22 protein-coding genes are annotated in these 18,170 nt (G+C 65.0%); 6 read left to right on the top strand and 16 right to left on the bottom strand.

Annotated elements, in window-relative coordinates:
- Positions 1–13 precede the first annotated feature (13 nt).
- The 6 genes from ACVILI_RS26135 to ACVILI_RS26110 form a co-directional block, all read right to left on the bottom strand.
- A complete protein-coding gene (locus ACVILI_RS26135) occupies positions 14–688 on the bottom strand; it encodes an amino acid ABC transporter permease (protein ID WP_019859628.1) in 675 nt (224 codons plus the stop codon).
- The gene (locus ACVILI_RS26130) at positions 685–1,356 is read right to left on the bottom strand and encodes an amino acid ABC transporter permease (RefSeq protein WP_019859627.1); all 672 of its coding nucleotides are present in this window, start codon (positions 1,354–1,356) and stop codon (positions 685–687) included. Before ACVILI_RS26130 ends, ACVILI_RS26135 begins: the two co-directional genes overlap by 4 nt.
- Positions 1,357–1,478: 122 nt before the next feature.
- Positions 1,479–2,267 (bottom strand): ABC transporter substrate-binding protein, encoded by a 789-nt coding sequence (locus ACVILI_RS26125; protein ID WP_064985891.1) that lies wholly within the window; start codon positions 2,265–2,267, stop codon positions 1,479–1,481.
- A gap of 99 nt (positions 2,268–2,366) precedes the next feature.
- Positions 2,367–3,527 (bottom strand): saccharopine dehydrogenase family protein, encoded by a 1,161-nt coding sequence (locus ACVILI_RS26120; RefSeq protein WP_038648384.1) that lies wholly within the window; start codon positions 3,525–3,527, stop codon positions 2,367–2,369.
- Positions 3,524–4,024 (bottom strand): Lrp/AsnC family transcriptional regulator, encoded by a 501-nt coding sequence (locus tag ACVILI_RS26115; RefSeq protein WP_010910740.1) that lies wholly within the window; start codon positions 4,022–4,024, stop codon positions 3,524–3,526. Before ACVILI_RS26115 ends, ACVILI_RS26120 begins: the two co-directional genes overlap by 4 nt.
- A gap of 258 nt (positions 4,025–4,282) precedes the next feature.
- A complete protein-coding gene (locus ACVILI_RS26110) occupies positions 4,283–5,179 on the bottom strand; it encodes an AraC family transcriptional regulator (RefSeq protein WP_019859623.1) in 897 nt (298 codons plus the stop codon).
- A 135-nt stretch (positions 5,180–5,314) separates the two neighbouring features.
- Here ACVILI_RS26110 and ACVILI_RS26105 point away from each other — a divergent pair, with 135 nt between their 5' ends.
- Positions 5,315–6,043 carry an SDR family oxidoreductase gene (locus ACVILI_RS26105; protein ID WP_019859622.1) on the top strand — a complete coding sequence of 243 codons (729 nt, stop codon included), beginning with the start codon at positions 5,315–5,317 and terminating at the stop codon, positions 6,041–6,043.
- Here the strand turns inward: ACVILI_RS26105 and ACVILI_RS26100 are convergent.
- Positions 6,016–6,945, bottom strand: a complete 930-nt coding sequence (locus ACVILI_RS26100; RefSeq protein WP_240564464.1) for a LysR substrate-binding domain-containing protein — start codon at positions 6,943–6,945, stop codon at positions 6,016–6,018. The two genes, ACVILI_RS26105 and ACVILI_RS26100, sit on opposite strands and share 28 nt — an antisense overlap.
- A gap of 125 nt (positions 6,946–7,070) precedes the next feature.
- Here ACVILI_RS26100 and ACVILI_RS26095 point away from each other — a divergent pair, with 125 nt between their 5' ends.
- Positions 7,071–7,265, top strand: a complete 195-nt coding sequence (locus ACVILI_RS26095) for a hypothetical protein (RefSeq protein WP_038648381.1) — start codon at positions 7,071–7,073, stop codon at positions 7,263–7,265.
- Between the two features lie 10 nt (positions 7,266–7,275).
- Positions 7,276–8,025, top strand: a complete 750-nt coding sequence (locus tag ACVILI_RS26090) for a sulfite exporter TauE/SafE family protein (protein ID WP_038653065.1) — start codon at positions 7,276–7,278, stop codon at positions 8,023–8,025.
- Positions 8,026–8,033: 8 nt separating this feature from the next.
- Here ACVILI_RS26090 and ACVILI_RS26085 read toward each other — a convergent pair whose 3' ends face one another.
- Positions 8,034–8,510: a sugar O-acetyltransferase gene (locus tag ACVILI_RS26085; protein ID WP_223217898.1), complete on the bottom strand. Its 477-nt coding sequence runs from the start codon at positions 8,508–8,510 to the stop codon at positions 8,034–8,036.
- A 291-nt stretch (positions 8,511–8,801) separates the two neighbouring features.
- Positions 8,802–9,251, bottom strand: a complete 450-nt coding sequence (locus tag ACVILI_RS26080; protein WP_019859616.1) for a universal stress protein — start codon at positions 9,249–9,251, stop codon at positions 8,802–8,804.
- Between the two features lie 360 nt (positions 9,252–9,611).
- Here ACVILI_RS26080 and ACVILI_RS26075 point away from each other — a divergent pair, with 360 nt between their 5' ends.
- The gene (locus tag ACVILI_RS26075; RefSeq protein WP_240564465.1) at positions 9,612–10,556 is read left to right on the top strand and encodes a VirK/YbjX family protein; all 945 of its coding nucleotides are present in this window, start codon (positions 9,612–9,614) and stop codon (positions 10,554–10,556) included.
- Between the two features lie 167 nt (positions 10,557–10,723).
- Here the strand turns inward: ACVILI_RS26075 and ACVILI_RS26070 are convergent, their stop codons facing one another.
- On the bottom strand, positions 10,724–12,193 hold the full coding sequence (locus ACVILI_RS26070; protein WP_457102649.1) for an alkaline phosphatase family protein: 1,470 nt from the start codon (positions 12,191–12,193) through the stop codon (positions 10,724–10,726).
- A gap of 251 nt (positions 12,194–12,444) precedes the next feature.
- On the opposite strand from ACVILI_RS26070, the gene ACVILI_RS26065 reads away from it, so the two are divergent.
- Positions 12,445–13,026 carry a histidine phosphatase family protein gene (locus ACVILI_RS26065; RefSeq protein WP_038648372.1) on the top strand — a complete coding sequence of 194 codons (582 nt, stop codon included), beginning with the start codon at positions 12,445–12,447 and terminating at the stop codon, positions 13,024–13,026.
- Between the two features lie 166 nt (positions 13,027–13,192).
- Here the strand turns inward: ACVILI_RS26065 and ACVILI_RS26060 are convergent, their stop codons facing one another.
- The 3 genes from ACVILI_RS26060 to ACVILI_RS26050 form a co-directional block, all read right to left on the bottom strand.
- Positions 13,193–13,594 carry a VOC family protein gene (locus ACVILI_RS26060; RefSeq protein ID WP_038648369.1) on the bottom strand — a complete coding sequence of 134 codons (402 nt, stop codon included), beginning with the start codon at positions 13,592–13,594 and terminating at the stop codon, positions 13,193–13,195.
- 97 nt (positions 13,595–13,691) lie between these two features.
- On the bottom strand, positions 13,692–14,744 hold the full coding sequence (locus tag ACVILI_RS26055; protein WP_051726846.1) for a sigma-70 family RNA polymerase sigma factor: 1,053 nt from the start codon (positions 14,742–14,744) through the stop codon (positions 13,692–13,694).
- A 42-nt stretch (positions 14,745–14,786) separates the two neighbouring features.
- The gene (locus ACVILI_RS26050; RefSeq protein WP_038648366.1) at positions 14,787–15,533 is read right to left on the bottom strand and encodes an SDR family NAD(P)-dependent oxidoreductase; all 747 of its coding nucleotides are present in this window, start codon (positions 15,531–15,533) and stop codon (positions 14,787–14,789) included.
- A gap of 218 nt (positions 15,534–15,751) precedes the next feature.
- On the opposite strand from ACVILI_RS26050, the gene ACVILI_RS26045 reads away from it, so the two are divergent.
- Positions 15,752–16,021, top strand: coding sequence for a hypothetical protein (locus ACVILI_RS26045; RefSeq protein ID WP_038653057.1), 270 nt, complete (start codon positions 15,752–15,754; stop codon positions 16,019–16,021).
- Positions 16,022–16,111: 90 nt separating this feature from the next.
- Here the strand turns inward: ACVILI_RS26045 and ACVILI_RS26040 are convergent, their stop codons facing one another.
- From ACVILI_RS26040 to ACVILI_RS26030, 3 genes are all read right to left on the bottom strand, one after another.
- Complete coding sequence (locus ACVILI_RS26040; protein ID WP_038648363.1) at positions 16,112–16,858, bottom strand: pseudouridine synthase; 747 nt, start codon at positions 16,856–16,858, stop codon at positions 16,112–16,114.
- Positions 16,859–16,991: 133 nt separating this feature from the next.
- Positions 16,992–17,687, bottom strand: coding sequence for a VIT1/CCC1 transporter family protein (locus ACVILI_RS26035; RefSeq protein WP_019859607.1), 696 nt, complete (start codon positions 17,685–17,687; stop codon positions 16,992–16,994).
- The gene (locus ACVILI_RS26030) at positions 17,684–18,088 is read right to left on the bottom strand and encodes an OsmC family protein (protein ID WP_019859606.1); all 405 of its coding nucleotides are present in this window, start codon (positions 18,086–18,088) and stop codon (positions 17,684–17,686) included. Before ACVILI_RS26030 ends, ACVILI_RS26035 begins: the two co-directional genes overlap by 4 nt.
- Positions 18,089–18,170 lie beyond the last annotated feature (82 nt).

Raw genomic sequence — 18,170 nt, 5'->3', positions numbered from 1 at the left:
TTGGGGTTCGATGTCACAGCTGCACCTCGCCATGCGCCGCGCCCATGCGACGTTCGAGCCGGCGGGCCAGCATGATCAGCGGATAACAGACGATGAAATAGCCGACGCCGACGAGGAAGAAGACCAGCAGGCCGTTGGGCACGCGCTGCACCACCAGCCAGCCGACGCGGGTGAGGTCGGTCAGGCCGATGGCCGAGACGACGGAGGAATCCTTGATCAAGAGCACATATTGCCCGACAAGTGGCGGCAGCACGATGCGCATCGCCTGCGGCAGCACCACCTGGCGCATGCGCTGCCAGCGCGACAGGCCGGACGCCAGCGCTGCCTCGACCTGGCCCGTCGGCACCGAACGGATGCCGGCGGCGACGATCTCGCAGATGAAGCAGGCGGCGAGATTGGTCAGCGCGATGATGCCGGCGGTGAAGGCGTCGAGCTCGATGCCGAACTCCGGCAGGATGAAGAAGATCAGGAAGATCTGCACCAGGAACGGCGTGCCGCGGATGAGGTCGACCCAGGCGCCGATGACACTGGAGATTAGCCGGTTGCCGCCGGTGCGCAGGATGCCGAGACCGAAGCCGAGCAAGGTGCCGAGCACCAGGCTGATCAGCGACAGCACCACCGTCATGCCGAGGCCGCGCAGAGCCAGCGGATAGGAGCCGGCGAGGCTGAGGAATTGTTGCCAGATCATGCGCGCGCCCCCGCCGTGCCGAGCCAGCGGCCGGAGAGAACGGCCAGTGCCTTCAGGCCGTAGTAGAGCAGCAAATAGAAGGCGGCGATGGTGAGAAAGCCTTCCGCCGGCATGAAGCGGTCGGAGGCGAGCAGTTGCCCGGCGCGCGTCAGCTCGGCAACCGAGATCAGCGACAGCAGCGCGGAATCCTTGACCAGCACGATCGCCTGGCCGAGCAGCGGCGGGATCGTCACCTTGAAGGCTTGCGGCAGCACGACCAGGCGCATGCGCTGCGTGTAGGTCATGCCCGAAGCGACGCTGGCCTCGACCTGGCCGCGCGGGATTGACAGGATGCCGGCGCGAATGATTTCAGAGATATAGGCACCGCTGTTCAAGGACAAAGCGAGGATGCCGACGACGAGTTCCGGCAGCACGAAGCCGAGTCGCGGCAGGCCAAAATAGAGGAAATAGAGCTGCGCCAGCAAGGGCGTGGCGCGCACAGCGTCGATATAGGCCTTGGCCGGCGCGCGAAACAGCCAGCCGCGCTGCAAATTCATGGCGCACAGCACGATGCCGACGACGAGCGCGCCGACAAAGGACAGCGCCGACAGCCAGACGGTCGTGACCAGGCCCTGGCCGAACAAAGGCAGGTATTCGACGATGGTGCGGAAACTGAAATTTTCGAGCATGGCGCGCAGCGGTGTGAGTAGTGAGTAGGCAGTAGGCAGTAGGCAGTAGGGGAGTGTGTCGGAATGGAATGGCTATTCACCACTCACTATTCCCTACTGCCTAATTCCTATTCGCTAATTCCTCAGTGGTCTTTCTTCCAGGCGTCGGAATTCACCCAGTAGTCGAGGTTCTTCTGCAGGCGGCCGTCGATGGTGACCTGATTGAGGAACAGGTTCATCCAGATAAGCAGGTCCGGCTCGTCATAGCGGGTGGCGAAGGCAAGCGGCTCCTTCGACAGCAGCTCCGGCATGATGGTGAAGGTGCCGGCCGGATAGGCGGTCGACTGGCCCTTGACCGCCGAGACGTCGTTGACGCCGCAATCGGCCTGGCCGTTGTTGACCGCGTCGAGCAGCAGCGGACCGCCGCCCTTGTAGCTCTTGATGTCGGCATCGGGGAAGGCGGCCTTGGCTTCCTTCTCACCAGTGGCGCCGAGCAGCACCGCGATCTTGGTGCCCTTGGCCTTGCAGTCCTCGGTGGTCTTGAACTTGCTGTCGGCCTTGGTGAAGACGGTGCTGCCCGTGTACATGTAAGGCGTGGTGAAGGCGACCTTCATGCCGCGCGCCAGCGTCGGCGTCATGTCGGCGACCAGAAGATCGGCTTTGCCCGACAAGAGCGCTGGGATCAGGCCGTCCCAGTCGAAGTCGAGGAAGGTGATCTTCACACCCATTTCCTTGGCCATCAGCTCGGCGAGTTCGACCGAACTGCCGGTGCGTTCGCCATTGGCGCCGACAAGCGAGAAGGGCGGACCTTGCGTCTGTACGGCGACGCGCAATTCGCCGCGCTTGGTGATCTCGTCCAGCGTTCCGGCGCTGGCGGCAGCGGTCAAGCCCGCGAGCGCAAGTCCGGCAATGAAAAGTCTGGCAATCTTCATTCTGGCATTCCTCCCAGTTGTTGTTTGCCCGCGGATTCCCTTGGGCGCTTTTTTGAGCGGCGGCGCCGTTTGCCGGCGGCGGCCACCGTTCGAAAATCCTCAGTCCCAGGCCATCGTCTCGGCAATTTTGATGCCGCGTTTGGCCAGTTCGTCGAAGAAGGGTTCGTCGGGCACGTCGAGCAGCGGGTTCAAAAGGCCCGGCGTGGTGATCTCGCGCCGCGCGAGCATCTGCGCTACGATGCTGGCGGGATAGCCGACGCCGAGGCTCATGCCGAACAGGCCCGAGGTCAGGTCGCGCTCGATAATCAGGTCCGATGTCACGGTCTTGGCGCGGCCGCCTTCGAGGCCGGAAAAGACATTGCGCATCACGCAAAGGTCCTTCTCGCCGGGGCCGTATTGCAGTTGCGGGCCGAGCAGCCGGCCGAGGAATTCGCGCGGGCTGCTGGAGGTGCCGGGCACCTTGTCCTCGGAGAGAAAACCAAGCTCCTTCAACGGCGCCCAGAAGGCCGACCATCCCGGCCAGCGCAACGTGTAGCGGCCGGAGCGGCGCAGCCCGTTTGCGGAGGGAAGCATCTCGACATAATGCAGCGCGTCACCATTGGGGAAGGCTTCCAGCCGGCCGAGGCCGGCGACTTCGATCTCATGGATGAAAGGGCTGTCATGCTGGCGCGCGGCGGGTACTTCGACGCGCTTGCCGTCCTCGATCATGACGCTGTCGCGGTTCTGGCTGACCAGGACCATGTCGAAGTTCCAGCTCACCTTGTAGCAAAGCGGCTTGGCCATCGCCTTCGGCTCGGGGATGCCGCCGCAATAGGAATCGATTGATGTGATCGCATCGAACTGTTTTGCGGCGCGGGCGTAGAGCACGAGGTCGATGCCGGGGTCGAGCCCGCATTCGGTCATGATCGAAACACCGGCGCGTTCGGCTTCCGGCGCCAGATCGGCGATGGCCTTGCCGTAATTGGTGGTGACCAGCGGCGTGCGGGTCGCGATGGCGGCTTGCACCGCCTCGCGCATCAGCGGCTGCGGCAGCAAATCTATGACGGCGTCGGCGTCAGCCAGCACATCGGCCAGCGCCGGCCCGATCGCGCCGTTGGGCATGACGAAGCGCACGCGGGAAAGGTCAGTCAGATCAGCCAGCCGGGCCGTGCCGTCCGGCGTGGTATCGACGCAGATCACCTCCTCGACGCCACTGGCGACAAGATCGGCGATGGCCGCCCGGCCTTGCAGGCCGAGGCCGCCGAGAACCGCGATCCTCATGCCGGCTCCTTGCGGTCGTCCGACCAGCAGCCTTCCGGCAGGCTGACCCATTTGTTGCAGGACGCCATGACGACGAAGGTCTCGCTGCGCACGACCTCGCCCGGCTCGCCGGCGCCGGGGATCAGTTCGCTGGTGACGCGGTAGAGATCGGCGACGTCACCGGCCACCGTCACGTCGACGATGATGTCGAAGCGCCCGGTGACCACCGATGCCGAGTTGACGAAGGGCAGTTCGGAAATGCGCTGCGCCAGTTCACGGGCCCGGCCGCGCCCCTGGGCGTTGATGCCGACAATGGCCGAGATCAGCTCGGGCCGTTCGGTCAGGTTCAGCAGGCCGACGATCTTGAGCAGGTTGCGGTCGAGCAAATTGCGCAGCCGCGAGCGCACGGTGGGCACCGAAATCGCCAAGATCTCGGCGAGCCGGTTGATGCCCGGCTGCGCGTCCTGCGACAGCTGTTTCACCAGCCGCCGATCGGTCAGATCGAGATGTTCCCGCAAAAGCCAGTCTTTCACAAATGAGAGAAGTAGATGCTATTTTCTTTCTTATGTGAAAAGACATTATGGGAAATTTTTAATAACAGCAAGGCTCGTATAGCCTCTGGGCTGTGACCCTCTCTTCTTCCATGCAGGCAGGTGGGATCAAGCGCCTGGTGGTAGATCGGTCGAAGCCGACGCAGGGGCCGCTCGAGGGCGCGGCGCACGGGCTGGCAAGGCGTGGTCTTCCCGCCTTGCTGTTGCGTCTTCGAATTCAAGGGGTCAGGCGAGCTCGGTGGGCTCCGGCGTGGCGCGCAGGCGGCCGACATCGCGCACCGGCGGTGCGCCGAAGAGGCGGGCATATTCGCGGGAGAACTGGGAAGCGCTTTCATAGCCGACGGAGAAGGCGACGCCGGCCGCATCGCCCGACGTGGCGAGCAGGCGGCGGCGCGCTTCGTTGAGGCGGATGCGCTTCTGGTACTGGATCGGCGTCATCGCGGTGACCGCCTTGAAGTGGCGGTGGAACACCGAGGCGCTCATGCCGCCCATGCGGGCAAGATCCTCGACGCGGAACGGCTCCGCATAGTGGTCGCGGATCCAGGCCAGCGCGCGGCGAATCTGCGACAGGCGGCTATCGGCGCCGGCAATCTGGCGCAGCATGGCGCCTTGCGGACCCTGCAGCAGCCGAAACAGGATTTCGCGTTCGAGCAAGGGCGCCAGCACAGGGATTTCGGCCGGATGATCGATGAGCTCAATCATGCGCAGCCACGCATCGACCAGCGCCTCGTCGGCCCGGCTGACGGCAAAGCCATGGCCGATCGGCGCCTCGGCAACGGGCGGCATGTCGAGCAGCAGCGGAGCAATCAGCGTGGTGTCGAGGGCCAGGCTGACCGAGAGGTAGGGATGCTGCGGGCTGGCCTGCAAAACCTTTCCGACGGCCGGCACTTCGACCGCGGCAATGAAGTAGCGGCCGGCGTCGTAATGCAGCAGCTGATCGCCGATCATGACGGATTTGGCGCCCTGCAGGACCAGGCAAAGCCTTGGGTCGTAGAGCCCCAGCAACGGCCCGGTCGTCGCCTCGCCTTTCATGATGGCGACGCGGGGAATCCCGGTTTCGGTCAGCCGGCCGCGCGCATGCCGCATCACCAGCGCTTTGAGGTCGTCGAGCGATTTCATCACAGCCTGTAGATCGCATCGGCGCGGCCGGCAATCAAGCTCCCGGCAGGAATAGGCAAGAACTCACCAGTTTTCGGCACGCGGCGGCCAGCGGTCGGCCCCATCTCTGCCGCAGACCAACCACAGATCAAACTGGAGATGGACATGACCGACAAGACCGCACTGGTGACCGGTGCCAACAAGAGCATCGGCTACGAAACCGCGCGCCGGCTGGGCGAAGCGGGCTACAGGATCTGGCTGGGCAGCCGCGACAGGGAACGCGGCGAAGCTGCGGCGGCCGAGCTCAGGCAAAAGGGGCTTGATGTGCGCATGCTGGAAATCGACGTCGCCAGCGACGCCAGCGTCGAGGCCGCCGCGCTGCGCGTTTTTGAGGAGGACGGACGCCTCGATGCGCTCGTCAACAATGCCGGCATCCTGGGCTCCATGCTCGCTCCCAGTGAAGAGCCCATAGCCATCATCAAGGATGTCTACGAGGTCAACGTGTTCGGCCCGATCCGTACCACGCAGGCCTTCCTGCCGCTGCTCAAGGCTGCCCCGCGCGCCAATGTGGTGATGGTTTCCAGCGGGCTGGGGTCACTCGGCGGGTTGACCGATCCGGCCAGTGAATTCTATGCGATCAATATCCTTGGCTACAACAGCTCCAAAACGGCGCTCAACGCCGCCACCGTTGCCTTCTCGAAGGAGTTTGCCGCAGCGGGTATCAAGGTCAATTCGGCCGATCCCGGCTATACCGCGACGGACTTCAACGGACACAGCGGGTACCGCACCGTGGGGCAGGCGGCCGAGATCATTGTTCGCTTGGCGACCCTGGACGAAAACGGTCCGACCGGCGGCTATTTCTACGATGAGGGTCCGTTGCCCTGGTAACGGCCCGGCAGGCCACCCGTTTCGGCTCCGGCCAGGGCCGCGGCCAGCAGCTTTGCCTGCGGTGTCAGTTCGTCGAAGCTGCGGGCGCAGAGGTTGAGCTGCCGCGTGGCCCAGTCGTCGCTGAGCCGCAGGCTGCGCAGCGTGCGGGCCGAGCGGCGGGCGGCACTCTCCGGCACGATGGCGATGCCGGCGCCTTGCGCGACCAGCCGGCAGACATTGTCGAGGCCGGGCACGCGGATGCGGATGTGCAGATGGCCGCCAAGGCGTGCGGCCTGACGGGTGATGTGCTCCTGCAGGGCGTGGCCGAGGCTGAGGCCAACGAAGGATTCGCCCAGCATGTCTGCGAGGCTGGCGCTATGCCGGCCGGCAAGCCCCGGCCAGTTCCGCGCGGCGATCACGACCAGCCGGTCGACGAAGAACGGTTTCTGTTCGAGATGCGAGAGGCCGGCCCAGGTCGCGGCGATGCCGAGATCGGCCGCACCGCTTGCCACCGCCTCGGCGATCTCGTGGCTGGGGCGCTCGTCCAAATCAATGTCGATGCCGGGGTGGGCCACCAGGAAGGCCGGCAAGGTATCGCGCAAAAGCTCGGCCGTGGCGGCGGTGTTGGCCATCAGCCGGACACGGGCGCGCAGGCCGCCGGCATAGGCGCCGAGGTCGCCGGCCATCGCCTCTATCTGGTTCTGCATGGCGCGCGCATGATGCAGCAGCGCCTGGCCGGCCGCCGTCGGCACCACGCCGCGGCGGCGGCGTTCCAGCAGCGGCGCGCCGAGCCGCTCCTCCATGCCCTTGATGCGGGCGCTCGCCGAAGCCAGAGCCAGCCCGGCAAGCTCGGCGCCATGGGTGATGCTGCCGCGCTCGGCCACCAGCAGGAACAGCCGGAGATCGGTGAGATCGAAGCGCATTTCTTGCTCCCTGCGAGGTGCACGGCGTTGGCTTCAGCCTTCGTCCTGGACGAAGGCTGACAGCGCAACTTCCACATTGTGCGCGGGCCCGATGTCCGTCAAATCTTTTGCGATGGAGATTTGCGATGAGCGAAAAAGCGACGGGCCGGCTCGGTATTCTTGAAGGCATGGCGATCGTGCTTGCGGTCGCCGTGGCCTCGCTTGCCATGGCGCAGGCACAGCCTGGCCCGCGCGGATGCACGACGATTGTTCCCGCCAGCCACGATGCCGTGCCGGCAAAACCGGATGCCGATGCCGCTGACATGCTGCTGCATGATTGATCCCGTGGGCATGCTCAGCGCCGGCTCCATCGCCTGGATCGGCGCGGTCTTCCTCGCCGCCGGTTTCGTCAAGGGGGTCGTCGGCATGGGCCTGCCGACCGTGGCGATGGGCCTGCTGGTGGTGACGATGCCGCCGGCCGAGGCCGCCGCCTTGCTTCTGATCCCGTCACTGGTCACCAATCTCTGGCAGTTGTTCACCGGCCCCGCCTTCGGCGGCCTGTGCAGGCGGCTGTGGACGATGATGGCCGGCATCATGCTGGGCACCGTCGCGGGGGCAGGGGTGCTCACAGGCGCGCATGCGGGCGCGGCCTCTGTGGGGCTTGGGTCGGCGCTGGTGCTTTACGCCATCCTTGGCCTGTTCAAGCTCAGCTTCACCACGCCGGCGCGCCACGAGGCCTTGATGTCACCGCTGGTCGGCGTGGCGACGGGGCTGGTCACCGGCGCGACCGGCGTCTTCGTCATCCCGGCGGTGCCCTATCTGCAATCGCTGCGGCTGGAGAAGGAAGATCTCATCCAGGCGCTCGGCCTGTCCTTCACCGTCTCGACGGCGGCCCTTGCCATCGGCCTGTTCAGGACGGGCGCGCTGGCATCGCCGACGGCGCAACTGACAGGCTCGATCCTGGCGCTGCTGCCCGCGCTGGCCGGCATGTTCATCGGCCAGGCGCTGCGGCAGGCGATGGGCGTCGAGACTTTTCGAAAGGTGTTTCTTGTCGGGCTGCTGACGCTGGGAGTGTATCTGGTGCTGGAGGCGTTGCGGTGAGGTTGGTCTCACTCGGCAATCGACCGGATAACCCGCGCCGGGTTTCCGCCGACAAGCGTGTTCGCGGGAACGTCTTTCGTGACCACCGAGCCCGCCGCGACGACGGCGTTTTCGCCGATGGTCACGCCGCCGATCACCGTAGCGCCGGCGGCGATCCAGACGTTGCGTTCGATGACGATTGGCTTCGCGTTGGTGAAGGCGCGGCGCCGTGACGGTTCGAGCGGGTGGCCTGATGTGATGAGGCTGACATTCGGCCCGATCAGCACGTCGTCGGCAATGTCGAGCCCGCCAAGATCATAAAAGGTGCAGTTCTGATTGATGAAGACATTGCGCCCCACCCGGGTGTCGGCCCCGCCGGTCGCGTAAAAGGGCGGGATCAGCAGGAAGCTGTCGTCCACTTGTCTGCCGATCAGTTCGCTGAACAGGGCGCGGACCTCGTCCGCGTCGTTGAACGTCAGACGGTTGAGACGGGCGGTGATCGCCATCGTCCGCTTGACGTCCACCAGCATGGCCGCCGATTCCGACGTTCTCCCGGGGATTATCCTGGTACGATCCTCATGCGCCATTCGTCGTTTCCTCAGAGGCCCGGTCGAACGAATGTTGGCGCGCGATGGCCGCGTCGGGATGCGCCCCTTGGCTGTCTACTTGAGCATGATTCCGAAAGCCGGTTCCAGCTCTCGGGGTCACACTAACTCTTTGTTTTAACGCAATTCCCAAGGGAAAGCGCTTTCGCGCTTTTCCCGGCAAAACCGTTTTACACTTTTCCTGGAATTGCTTTAGCGCACGACCAGCACCGGGATTGCGGTGTAGGACAGCACTTCCGCCGTCTGGCTGCCGAGAAGCAGCTTGCCCAACCCGCGGCGGCCATGCGAGGCCATCACGATCAGGTCGCAGCCTTGCGCCTGCGACAGTTCCAGGATCGCCTCGGCGGGCCGTTTGTCCTCGACATGCACAAGCTTGGCGGACACGCCGGCCGCATCGGCCGAGGCCTTGCACTTGGCCAGAACCTCCTTGCCATATTTGCGCGCCTCTTCCTGGTAGACGACCAGCTCATCGCCCACCGCATAGCCGGCCATTGCGCCGCCCCAGGCGAAGATGGGGTAAGGCTCCGAGACGGTGATGAAGGTGACGGCGGCGTCGATGCCTTTTGCCAATGTGAGGCCATGGGCAACGCCCTTGTCGGCCAGTTCCGATCCGTCGGTGGCGATGAGCAAATGTTTGTACATGATGATCTGACCTGTTGTGCAAGGGCTGGCGCCCTTGGGGTGGCGGGAGCCTTGGTGCGGCTCCTCCTGATATAGTTGCGCCGCCGGTCTGCTCACAGGGCCAGCGTCATGTGGATCAGGGCCAGGCGAGGAAGCGTGCCGCGGCGATCTTCCGGTATCCCTGTTGGCCTTTGCTCGGTTGTGCCGCGACCGAGGTTATTGCGACGAAGAGCGGGTGCCGAAGACCACGCGCGGGAAGGTCGACCTTAGTGGCTACCTTACGAATTCGTATATCCGCGGCGAGGCGGCGGTAAGTTACGACATCCAACATTGAGATCATCCGCTGCCTTTGACTGACACGTCCCACCGAGAATACAGCAAATGATGATTGCCATGGGCGCTCCGCGGCCATTACGGCCAACAGGCCCAATAAAACGGTCGCCCTCCAAGTTGCGGCGCAAGCTGAACAATTGGGTGCATGAAAGCAAATGGGCGGCGCTTCGGTGGATGTTCCGGCGCGATATCGCCGCCATTCGATCGGCCCTCGGTGCTGAGCCGTTCACTGCAATCCTTGCTCAATATCCCGACATTGCGCTGAAGCCGGTTCGGCCGTATCTCGCCGCCAATTTGATGCGTATCCATCGTTGTGCAGCCGTCATTGGTCACTACACCGCGGCGGCGCGTCTTTTGACCGAGGCCGCCCTGGTCGAAAGCCACACGCGCGGTCGTCATCTCCTGGCAATGTCGACCGTTGCCGGTGAAGTCACGGTGGAACTGACGGGCCAGGCAGGTTTGTACCGAGAGGGGGAATGGCGCCTTCTCCTGCGCCTGGAAGGACGTCCCGTCATCGAAATGGCGCTCGCGATTGTGGACCGGTCGCTTCTACGTCTCGGTGGCGGCGGCAAGATCCTCTATATCGGCGCTCTGAAGTCGACGTCGACCGGTGTGCAAGGTCTCGAGGATTCCCGGATACTGACCAAAGCCATGGAAGGTCTGCGGCCGAAAACCCTGCTGCTCCTGGTCGCCCAGACTTTGGCATCCTCACTCAAACTGCGTGGCCTTGTGGCGGCATCAAACGCAGGCCACGTCTTTTCGAGGGACTATGCGCTGCGCCGCCGCATCACCGCGGACTATGACAGCTTCTGGGTGGAGTCCGGGGGTAGGCCAATACGTCGGACGATGTATGCCTTGCCCCTGGTGAAGGCTCAACGCGATCCAGCCGACTACAAGCCGAACAAACGGGCGCAAATACGCAAGCGTCAGCGCCGCGAGGTCGAAATCGCGCGTTCTGTCAGCGAATCCGTCAGGCTGTTGCTCCGAAGCTGAACGCCTTGCCGGGCCTGCATCCAGCCAGGTGGCCCACCGCAGGCGCTGGGCAGCTCGCCGAGCATGCCCGGCGGGCCAATCGCGAAACGGTATGATCCTTGGCTTAGAACGGTGCCGCCGGCAGCTCCTGGGTGCCTTCGAGCTTCACAGCCTGGAGTTCGTTCGCGTCATAGCCAAGAGCCCGCAGGATGGTGGGAGCTACCTGCGTCGTCTGCACCAGAGCTGGCACCGACCTCGGCTTGAGCGAAGGACCGCTGATGAGAAGCGCCACGTTGCGATCGTTCGCATTGGCGCCACCGTGCTCGGCAATCTTCGAGCCGGATGTGTAGACCACACCCCGGATTGACCGTGGCTATGAAGTCCGGCGTACGGCTGTCGGTGGCCGGATCCTGATAGGCGAGAGCAAGGGCATTCGGCGGCTGGATCTGGGCGATGCCTTCAGCCTTGATCGATTTCTCGAGATAATCCTGCGCGGCCGCGAGGTTTTTGACCCTGTCTTGCGGCTTGAGCCATATCAGCGCGGCGTCGTCGGCGATGTGGAAGGCATAGCCCGGTGTCTTCGTATAGGGATCATCGTCCAGTGGCTGGAACGACGCCGGGTCGATGGGCGACTGGCCATGCTTCGAGGCAAGTATGATCAGGGTCGAATTGGCGAGTTTGTTGTCCTTGAGTGCGGCCATCAGTTCGCCGACAGCGCCATCTACATAGGCGAGCTGGCCGGCGAGACCATTGCCAGGCGTGCCGCTGGCATCCAGATAGCCGCCCACCAGACCGGCCTCGTCGCCGGGACCGGCCTTGGGAAGCTTCTGGCCCACGCTCACCGCCTGGAAATTCATGCCGAAAAGCGTGGGAACCGCCGCGGGATGCGAGCCGGTGCTGTCGAGGCCTTTGATTTCGTTGAGCACCGCCTGGACCCGCGCTTCATCGAAGTCGCGCTCGGCCTTGAAGCTTCCCGTCGTCTTGACCTTGGTGCCCGGAATCAGGCTGTCCTGTTCCAACGCGTAGAGGTCGTCGATGCCTTTGCCCGAAGGTCCGTTCAGCCATTCATAGGCGGGGTGCTTGTCGGACCAGGCCGTGCGGCCGCCATGCGCTTTCACGATTTCGAAGACGTTGTTGACCCGCACGAAATCATGCGGATAGACCACCGAGCATTTGCCGTTGATCAGCGTCATCGGCAGCTTTGCCGGGTCGATCTGGCTGCGGTAATCGCCTGGCTTGCCACCACCATCAAGGCGCGTCGAATCGACGTCGATGTTCTCGGCGAAGGCCACCTCCGCACCCGGCTCGCCCTTGCAGTCCGAAGCCGGCGCGAAATAGGTGCGGTCGTAGCTGTCATCGTAGAACACGCCCGTCGATTTGGGTGTGCCGCCGGTTACCTGTGCCACAAGGCCAGGAAACGAGTCGGATGGGGCGCTGGCGAGCGCATTCGGATAGAAAATCCCGGTATCGGCGAGCGCGGCGAGCGAGCTTTTCGGATTTGCGGCGACATAGTTTGCCAGATCGAGCGCATGAAGCCCGTCGACGCTGATGAGCAGTACGTGCTTGTAGGGCGCGGCGATGGCGCTGGAATTAGACAGCGCGCCAGCCAATGCCGCCGTCAGCGTACCGGCAGCCAACGCCAGAGATAGTGTTTTCATTGAAGTGTCCCTCGTCTCGCAGCCCGCGATGGATCAAGGATAGGCGAGTGCACATGACAGGTTCATGAAAACTCGTTGGCAAAGGACCTTACGGATTGGTAAGCCAGCGGTGATGCACAAGAACCGCCGCCGCCAAGCTGCGAAACGCAGGCGGCGAAGCGGCGCTCAAGTGCCGCGATGGCCGCCGGGTCTTTCGCTCCCTTGCGCCGACCGCTACAGCTTTGGCCCGACATCAACGAAGGGCCGAGCGTATGAGCAGCGCGTATCCGCAAATCCATCTGGTCCGGCATGGCGAGACGGCGTGGAGCCTTTCGGGGCAGCATACCGGTCGCACCGACATGCCGCTGACGCCGGCGGGCGAGGCCGCCGCGCGGGGCGTGGCGGAGCGGCTCAAGGGTCAGTCGTTCTCGGCGGTGTGGTCGAGCCCCTCGCAGCGCGCCTACAACACCAGCGTGCTGGCCGGCTTTGGTGCGCAAAGCGTCAGAAACGACGATCTGCAGGAGTGGGACTACGGCGCCTATGAGGGGCGGACAACCAAGGAAATCCTGGCCGATCGGCCAGGCTGGAACGTGTTTCGCGACGGCTGCCCGCAAGGCGAGATGGCCGCCGATGTCGGCGCCCGCGCCGACCGGATCATCAAACAGCTTCGCGAAGCCGGCGGCTCGATCCTGATCTTTTCCAGCGCGCATTTCCTGCGCGTGCTCGCCGCCCGCTGGCTCGGCCTGCCGCCGGAAGGTGGCGCGCTGTTCGTGCTCGATACGGCCAGCATCAGCGTGCTCGGCTACGAGCATGATCTCAGCGAGCCGGTCGTGCGCAAGTGGAACCTGAAATAGGGCGGCAGGAACGCTGGCTCAGCGGGAAACGCCTTCGCTTCGTCATCCACGGGCGGAGCAAGGAGCGCAGCTCCGTCGCTGAGACCCTAGGATGACGACGTGTTGGGTGGCTTTGGCCAATTCCCGACGCCAGGCGCTGAACCAACTCAAACCGCGCGTCCACCTCTTACTTATCGAACTTCCGGATCGCTTCGGCCGTCACCGGCGTGAAGAAATTCACCAGATTGCCGTCGGGGTCGCGAAACAGCAGCGAGCGGTTGCCCCAGGGCATGGTGGTCGGCTTCTGCACGGTTGTGTCCCTGATGAAGTCCGACAGCCTGATGAATTCGGCATCGACATCGTCGACGCGGAATTCGAGGATGGCGGTGTGGTTGTCGGCCGGGCGGGCGATGTCGCCGCCGAACAGCATCAAGGTGCGCGTGCTGCCGATCGCCAGCGTGCAGGAAGGGGTCGCGAGTTCCGCGAAGTCCTCGGTGTAGACCGTCACCGGCATGCCGGTGATCTCGCCGTAGAAGCGCGCGAGGCGCTGAACATCCGAGGTGATGATGCGGACAGAGACGAAATTCATTATTGGCTCCTTGATCGTCGAAGCCGCGGCCGGGCTTCCCGGCCGCTCTATAGGCCAGGCCTCCTGACAGCTTTCCGTCAGCAGAGGATTGCGACGGCTACGCTTCCGGTCCGGACCAGACCGGCGGCAGGCCGAAGGCGGCGAACAGGCCGGGGCCGAGCGGGGCGACATAGACCGTGAGCGATACGATGCCGCCATCGGCCGGCTCGATGACATGCAGGGATTGCGCGCGCCATTCCGGCTCCTGATGGCGCCGGGCATAGATCGCGACCGCCGGCTGGCCGTTGGCCCGTGTCGCCACGGCGCGGTAGCCGGCGAAATTGCTCCACACCGTCTTGAAGAAACCATGGATCGCCTGACGTCCCCGGTACCAGTCGCGCCATGGCGGCATGTGGTAGGTGGCGTCCTCGCGCAGCAGCGCGACCAAGCCGTCGAGATTGGCGGCCTGCCAGGCGCTGAGATAGCGTTCGAGCAGCACGCCTTCCTGCGGGTTGGGCTGCGATCGTTGCTGGGGGCGTCCCTGCGGATAGCGCTCACCCAGCGTCGCGCGCGCCCGCTGCAGCGCGTTTACCCAGGCGGTCGAGCCGCCCAGCAATTGCGCGGTCTCCAGCGCCGACCAGCCCAGCACGTCGCACAGCAGAAGGGATGCGCGTTGCCTCGGCGGCAATAGCTGGATGGCGGCGACGAAGGCAAGCCGCACGGCCTCGTTTGTCTCGTAGCGCGCATCCGGGCCGGGCTCGCCATCGACAAGGTCCGGCAGCTCGGCGTCGGGGTAGGGCTCCAGCCAGGAGAGCTCGGCGGCGGCCGGCCCGGCGGCGGCGCGCCCTTTGCTCGGCGGCCGTGCGGGCTCTTCTAGGATGCGGTACGCCGACGACCGCGCCTTGATGGCGTTGAGGCAGGCGTTGGTGGCGATCGAATAGAGCCAGCCGCGCGGCGAGCCGCGCCCGTCGAATTGCGCGCGGCCGCGCCAGGCCTTGAGGAACGTCTCCTGGACGAGATCGTCGGCCTCGTGCAGCGAGCCCATCATCCGGTAGCAATGCAGCTTCAGCGCCCGGCGGTGGGCCATCGTCAGGCGCTCGAAGGCAGGCCGATCGAGGATCGGCCCGCCTGTCGGGTCCAGCGGCTCAAGCGGGCCGGGAGCGTCTGTCATATCGAGCCTGCCGTGCGGAGTTCGTCTCGCATCCTGCGCGCCTCATGCCGCAGCGGCAAGGCCGCTGCCGCTGACCGTGAAGGCGATGCCTGGCACCTTGCCGCCGGCCAGCGCCACCACGGCGCGCCCGACATCGGCGGGCGTCTGCACATCGCCCATGCTGGCCAGGAAATCCGCCGGGCTGATGCCGAGATAGGCGGAGATGCTCGAAATGCCGCGCTGGCCGACGCCGGTGCCGGCCATGATGCGCATCGGCGCCAGCGCCATGAAGCGCAGGCCAAGGCCCAGCCGGTCGGCCTCCTTCTGGCTGTGGGCGGCGAGGAACATCTGCATTTGCTTGGCGCCGGAATAGCCGCCGGAGTTCGGCGGTCCGCCGCTGAATGCCGCGCCGCTGGAGATCAGCACGACGCGGCTGCCCGGCTTCAACCGGCCCTGAAGTGCTGCCCTGCAGAACAGGAACGATGCCTTGACGTCCGTCTCCCAATTCGCCGAGAAATCGTCCCAGCTCTGGTCCTGGATGCAGGCCGACGGGGCGAAGGCGCCGGCGCAGATCACCAGCACGTCGGGCTGCAGCGCAGCGAACACCCTATCGGGCGCCGTGTCCTGCGTGGCGTCGGCGGCCAGCGTCCTGACTCCAGACGCCTCCCAGGCGAGCTCCTTCAGGGCTTCCGCGCCGCGGGCGACGGCAAGCACATCTGCGCCTTCGCCGAGCGCAGCTTCGACGATCGAGCGGCCGACACCCCGGCTGCCTCCGACCACGACGACATTTTGACCTTGCAACGATCCCATGGATCACCTCGCTTTTCCGGCCCGGACAATTCCGGCGCCTGTAGGTGAAGACAGGGGAGGCGGGCGGAAATCATCGGTGGGGCGGCGAAAATCTTTCGCGGGCGCGGATCAGGCGGCTCTCATTCGTTCGCCGGTTTGTCCAGGACATGATTGGAGCGATAAACTGGACGGCCCATCGCCGATCTCTTGGGCGCAACGAAAACCTGGGAGGAATGGATATGACGACACTGTTCGTGAGACATACCGTGTCCGACTACAAGGCCTGGCGCAAAGTCTATGACGGGTTCGCTCCGGTTCAAAAGGCCAACGGCGTGAAGGCCGAGACCGTCTATCAGGCGGCGGACAACCCCAACGACGTCACCGTGACGCATGATTTCGCCAGTGCCGCCGAAGCGCAGGCCTTCATCAAGAACCCAAAATTGAAGGAGGCGATGGCGAGCGCCGGCGTGGTCGGCGCGCCAAGCATGTGGATCACCAACAAGGCTTGATGGGCCGCCGCCCATCTCCTCGTTCCAACGCAAACTCCCGACGGAAAACTGAGCCTGGGCCGCTTGCGGTCTGGCCGGCGGGACGCTTGCTCAGCCGCCCAGCAGCGCCAGCTCCTCCGGCGTCAAATGCCGCGCGGTGCCCTTGGCGAGGCCGCCCAACGGCAGCCGGGCGATGGCGATGCGGATGAGGCGCTTGACCTCGATGCCGTGCGCGGCGAGCAGCCGGCGGATGTGGCGGTTGCGCCCCTCGTCCAGCACGATCTCCAGCCAGGCGGTGCGGCCGCCGCTGCGCAAAAGCGCGATCGAATTGGCGGCCAGGGTCTCGCCGTCGACGCTGACACCCGCACGCAGCGTTTGCAGCATCGCTTCGTCAGGCACCATGCCGACCTGGACGTGATAGGTCTTGGGCAGATGCGAGGCCGGGTCCATCAGCCGGTTGGCGAAATGGGTGTCGTTGGTCATCAGCAGCAGGCCTTCGCTGGCCTTGTCGAGGCGGCCGACCGGCGAGACAAAGGGCAAATCGAGTCCTTCCAGGCAGGTATAGACGGTGTCGCGCTGTTGCGGGTCGTCGCGGGTGGTGACCAGCCCGCGCGGCTTGTTGAGCATGACATAGACCTTGCGTTCGGCAACGACAGGCGCGCCGTCGACGACGATGCGGTCGCGGTTCAGGTCGACGCGCAGCGCGGCATCGCGCACCACCTTGCCGCCGACGCGCACGCGGCCTTCCGCGATCAGCACCTCGGCCTGCGTGCGCGAGCACAGGCCGAGTTTCGACAGCGCGCGGTTGAGGCTGACGCCGGGCGGCTTGGTTGTGGGCGATGTCGGTCGTGCTGCCATTCTGCTGCGGGTCGGTCCTTTGTATCGGACAGATGGCATGGGAGGCGCGGGAATCGCAAGCGATGGCCTTGTCCTGGATCAAGGTCGCGGTCGGCAGGCAATCGTGTAAGCGGTCCGACAGTCGGGCGGCCGCTTACACGGCGTTCCCGACCAGCGCGCCGATGCCGGCGGTGAGCGCCATGGCGAAGGCGCCCCAGAAGGTCACGCGCAACGTTGCGCGAAGGATGTTGGCGCCGCCCGCCTTGGCGCCGATGGCGCCCAGCAGGGCAAGGAAAAGCAGGGACGCAATCGACACCGCCAGCACCAGCATGGAGGCGGGCGACACCAGCACCATGAGCAGCGGCATTGCCGCGCCCACACTGAAGGTCGCCGCCGAGGTCAGCGCCGCCTGGATCGGCCGTGCCGTGGTCATTTCCGAAATGCCGAGTTCGTCGTGGGCATGCGCGGCCAGCGCATCCTTGGCCATGAGCTGGTCGGCGACCTGGCGGGCCAGGTCCGTCTCCAGCCCACGCTTGACGTAGATTTGCGCCAACTCCTCGCGCTCGAATTCGGGCTGGGTCGCGAGTTCCTGGCGTTCGCGGGCGAGGTCGGCATTCTCGGTGTCCGACTGGGAGCTGACCGAGACATATTCGCCGGCCGCCATCGACATGGCGCCTGCCACCAGGCCGGCTATGCCGGCGACCAGAACCTGCGAAGCCGGCGCTGCGGCCGACGCCACGCCGACGATCAGGCTCGCGGTCGAGACGATGCCGTCATTGGCCCCCAGGACGGCGGCGCGCAGCCAGCCGATGCGCGACACCTGGTGGTTTTCGACATGCAGCCGGCTCATGCTTTTCTCCTGATCTTGCCTTCGAGTTTCGTGGCGGCGGCGACTGTATTGGAAATCGTGCCGTACTTGCGGACATTCTTGTGCAGCAACTCCAGCCGCTGGTCGGTTTCATCGGTGTCGACGACAAGCTCGTAGTCGATCGAGGCAATCCCCGGCGGGCTGTCGCGCCGAACGGCATGCAATGCGACCATGACGCCGCGCAGTTTGAAACCGAGCATCGGGGTGACTCGTTCGATGCCCTTGATCATGCAGCCGGCGATCGCCGCCAGAAGCAGTTCGGCTGGATTGAAGGCATCGGCCCGGCCCTCGAGACTGGTGTCGAGAACGAGTGCGGCGTCCTTGGTCGTGGCTGCGCTGCCTCGTGCATCGGTCCGTCTGGCTTCGACGCTGTATTCGAACATGGGGCCACCTGCTTCGCCGCCCGCGCGGCGGGCGCCATTCAGGCGTTTCTAGCCTCTTTTCAGGAATCCGGTTTTGATCCAC

The sequence above is a fragment of the Mesorhizobium sp. USDA 4775 genome, from assembly GCF_054062655.1.
The sequence above is the reverse complement of the archived record's forward strand: the minus strand, read 5'-3'. Positions and strand labels throughout refer to the sequence as shown.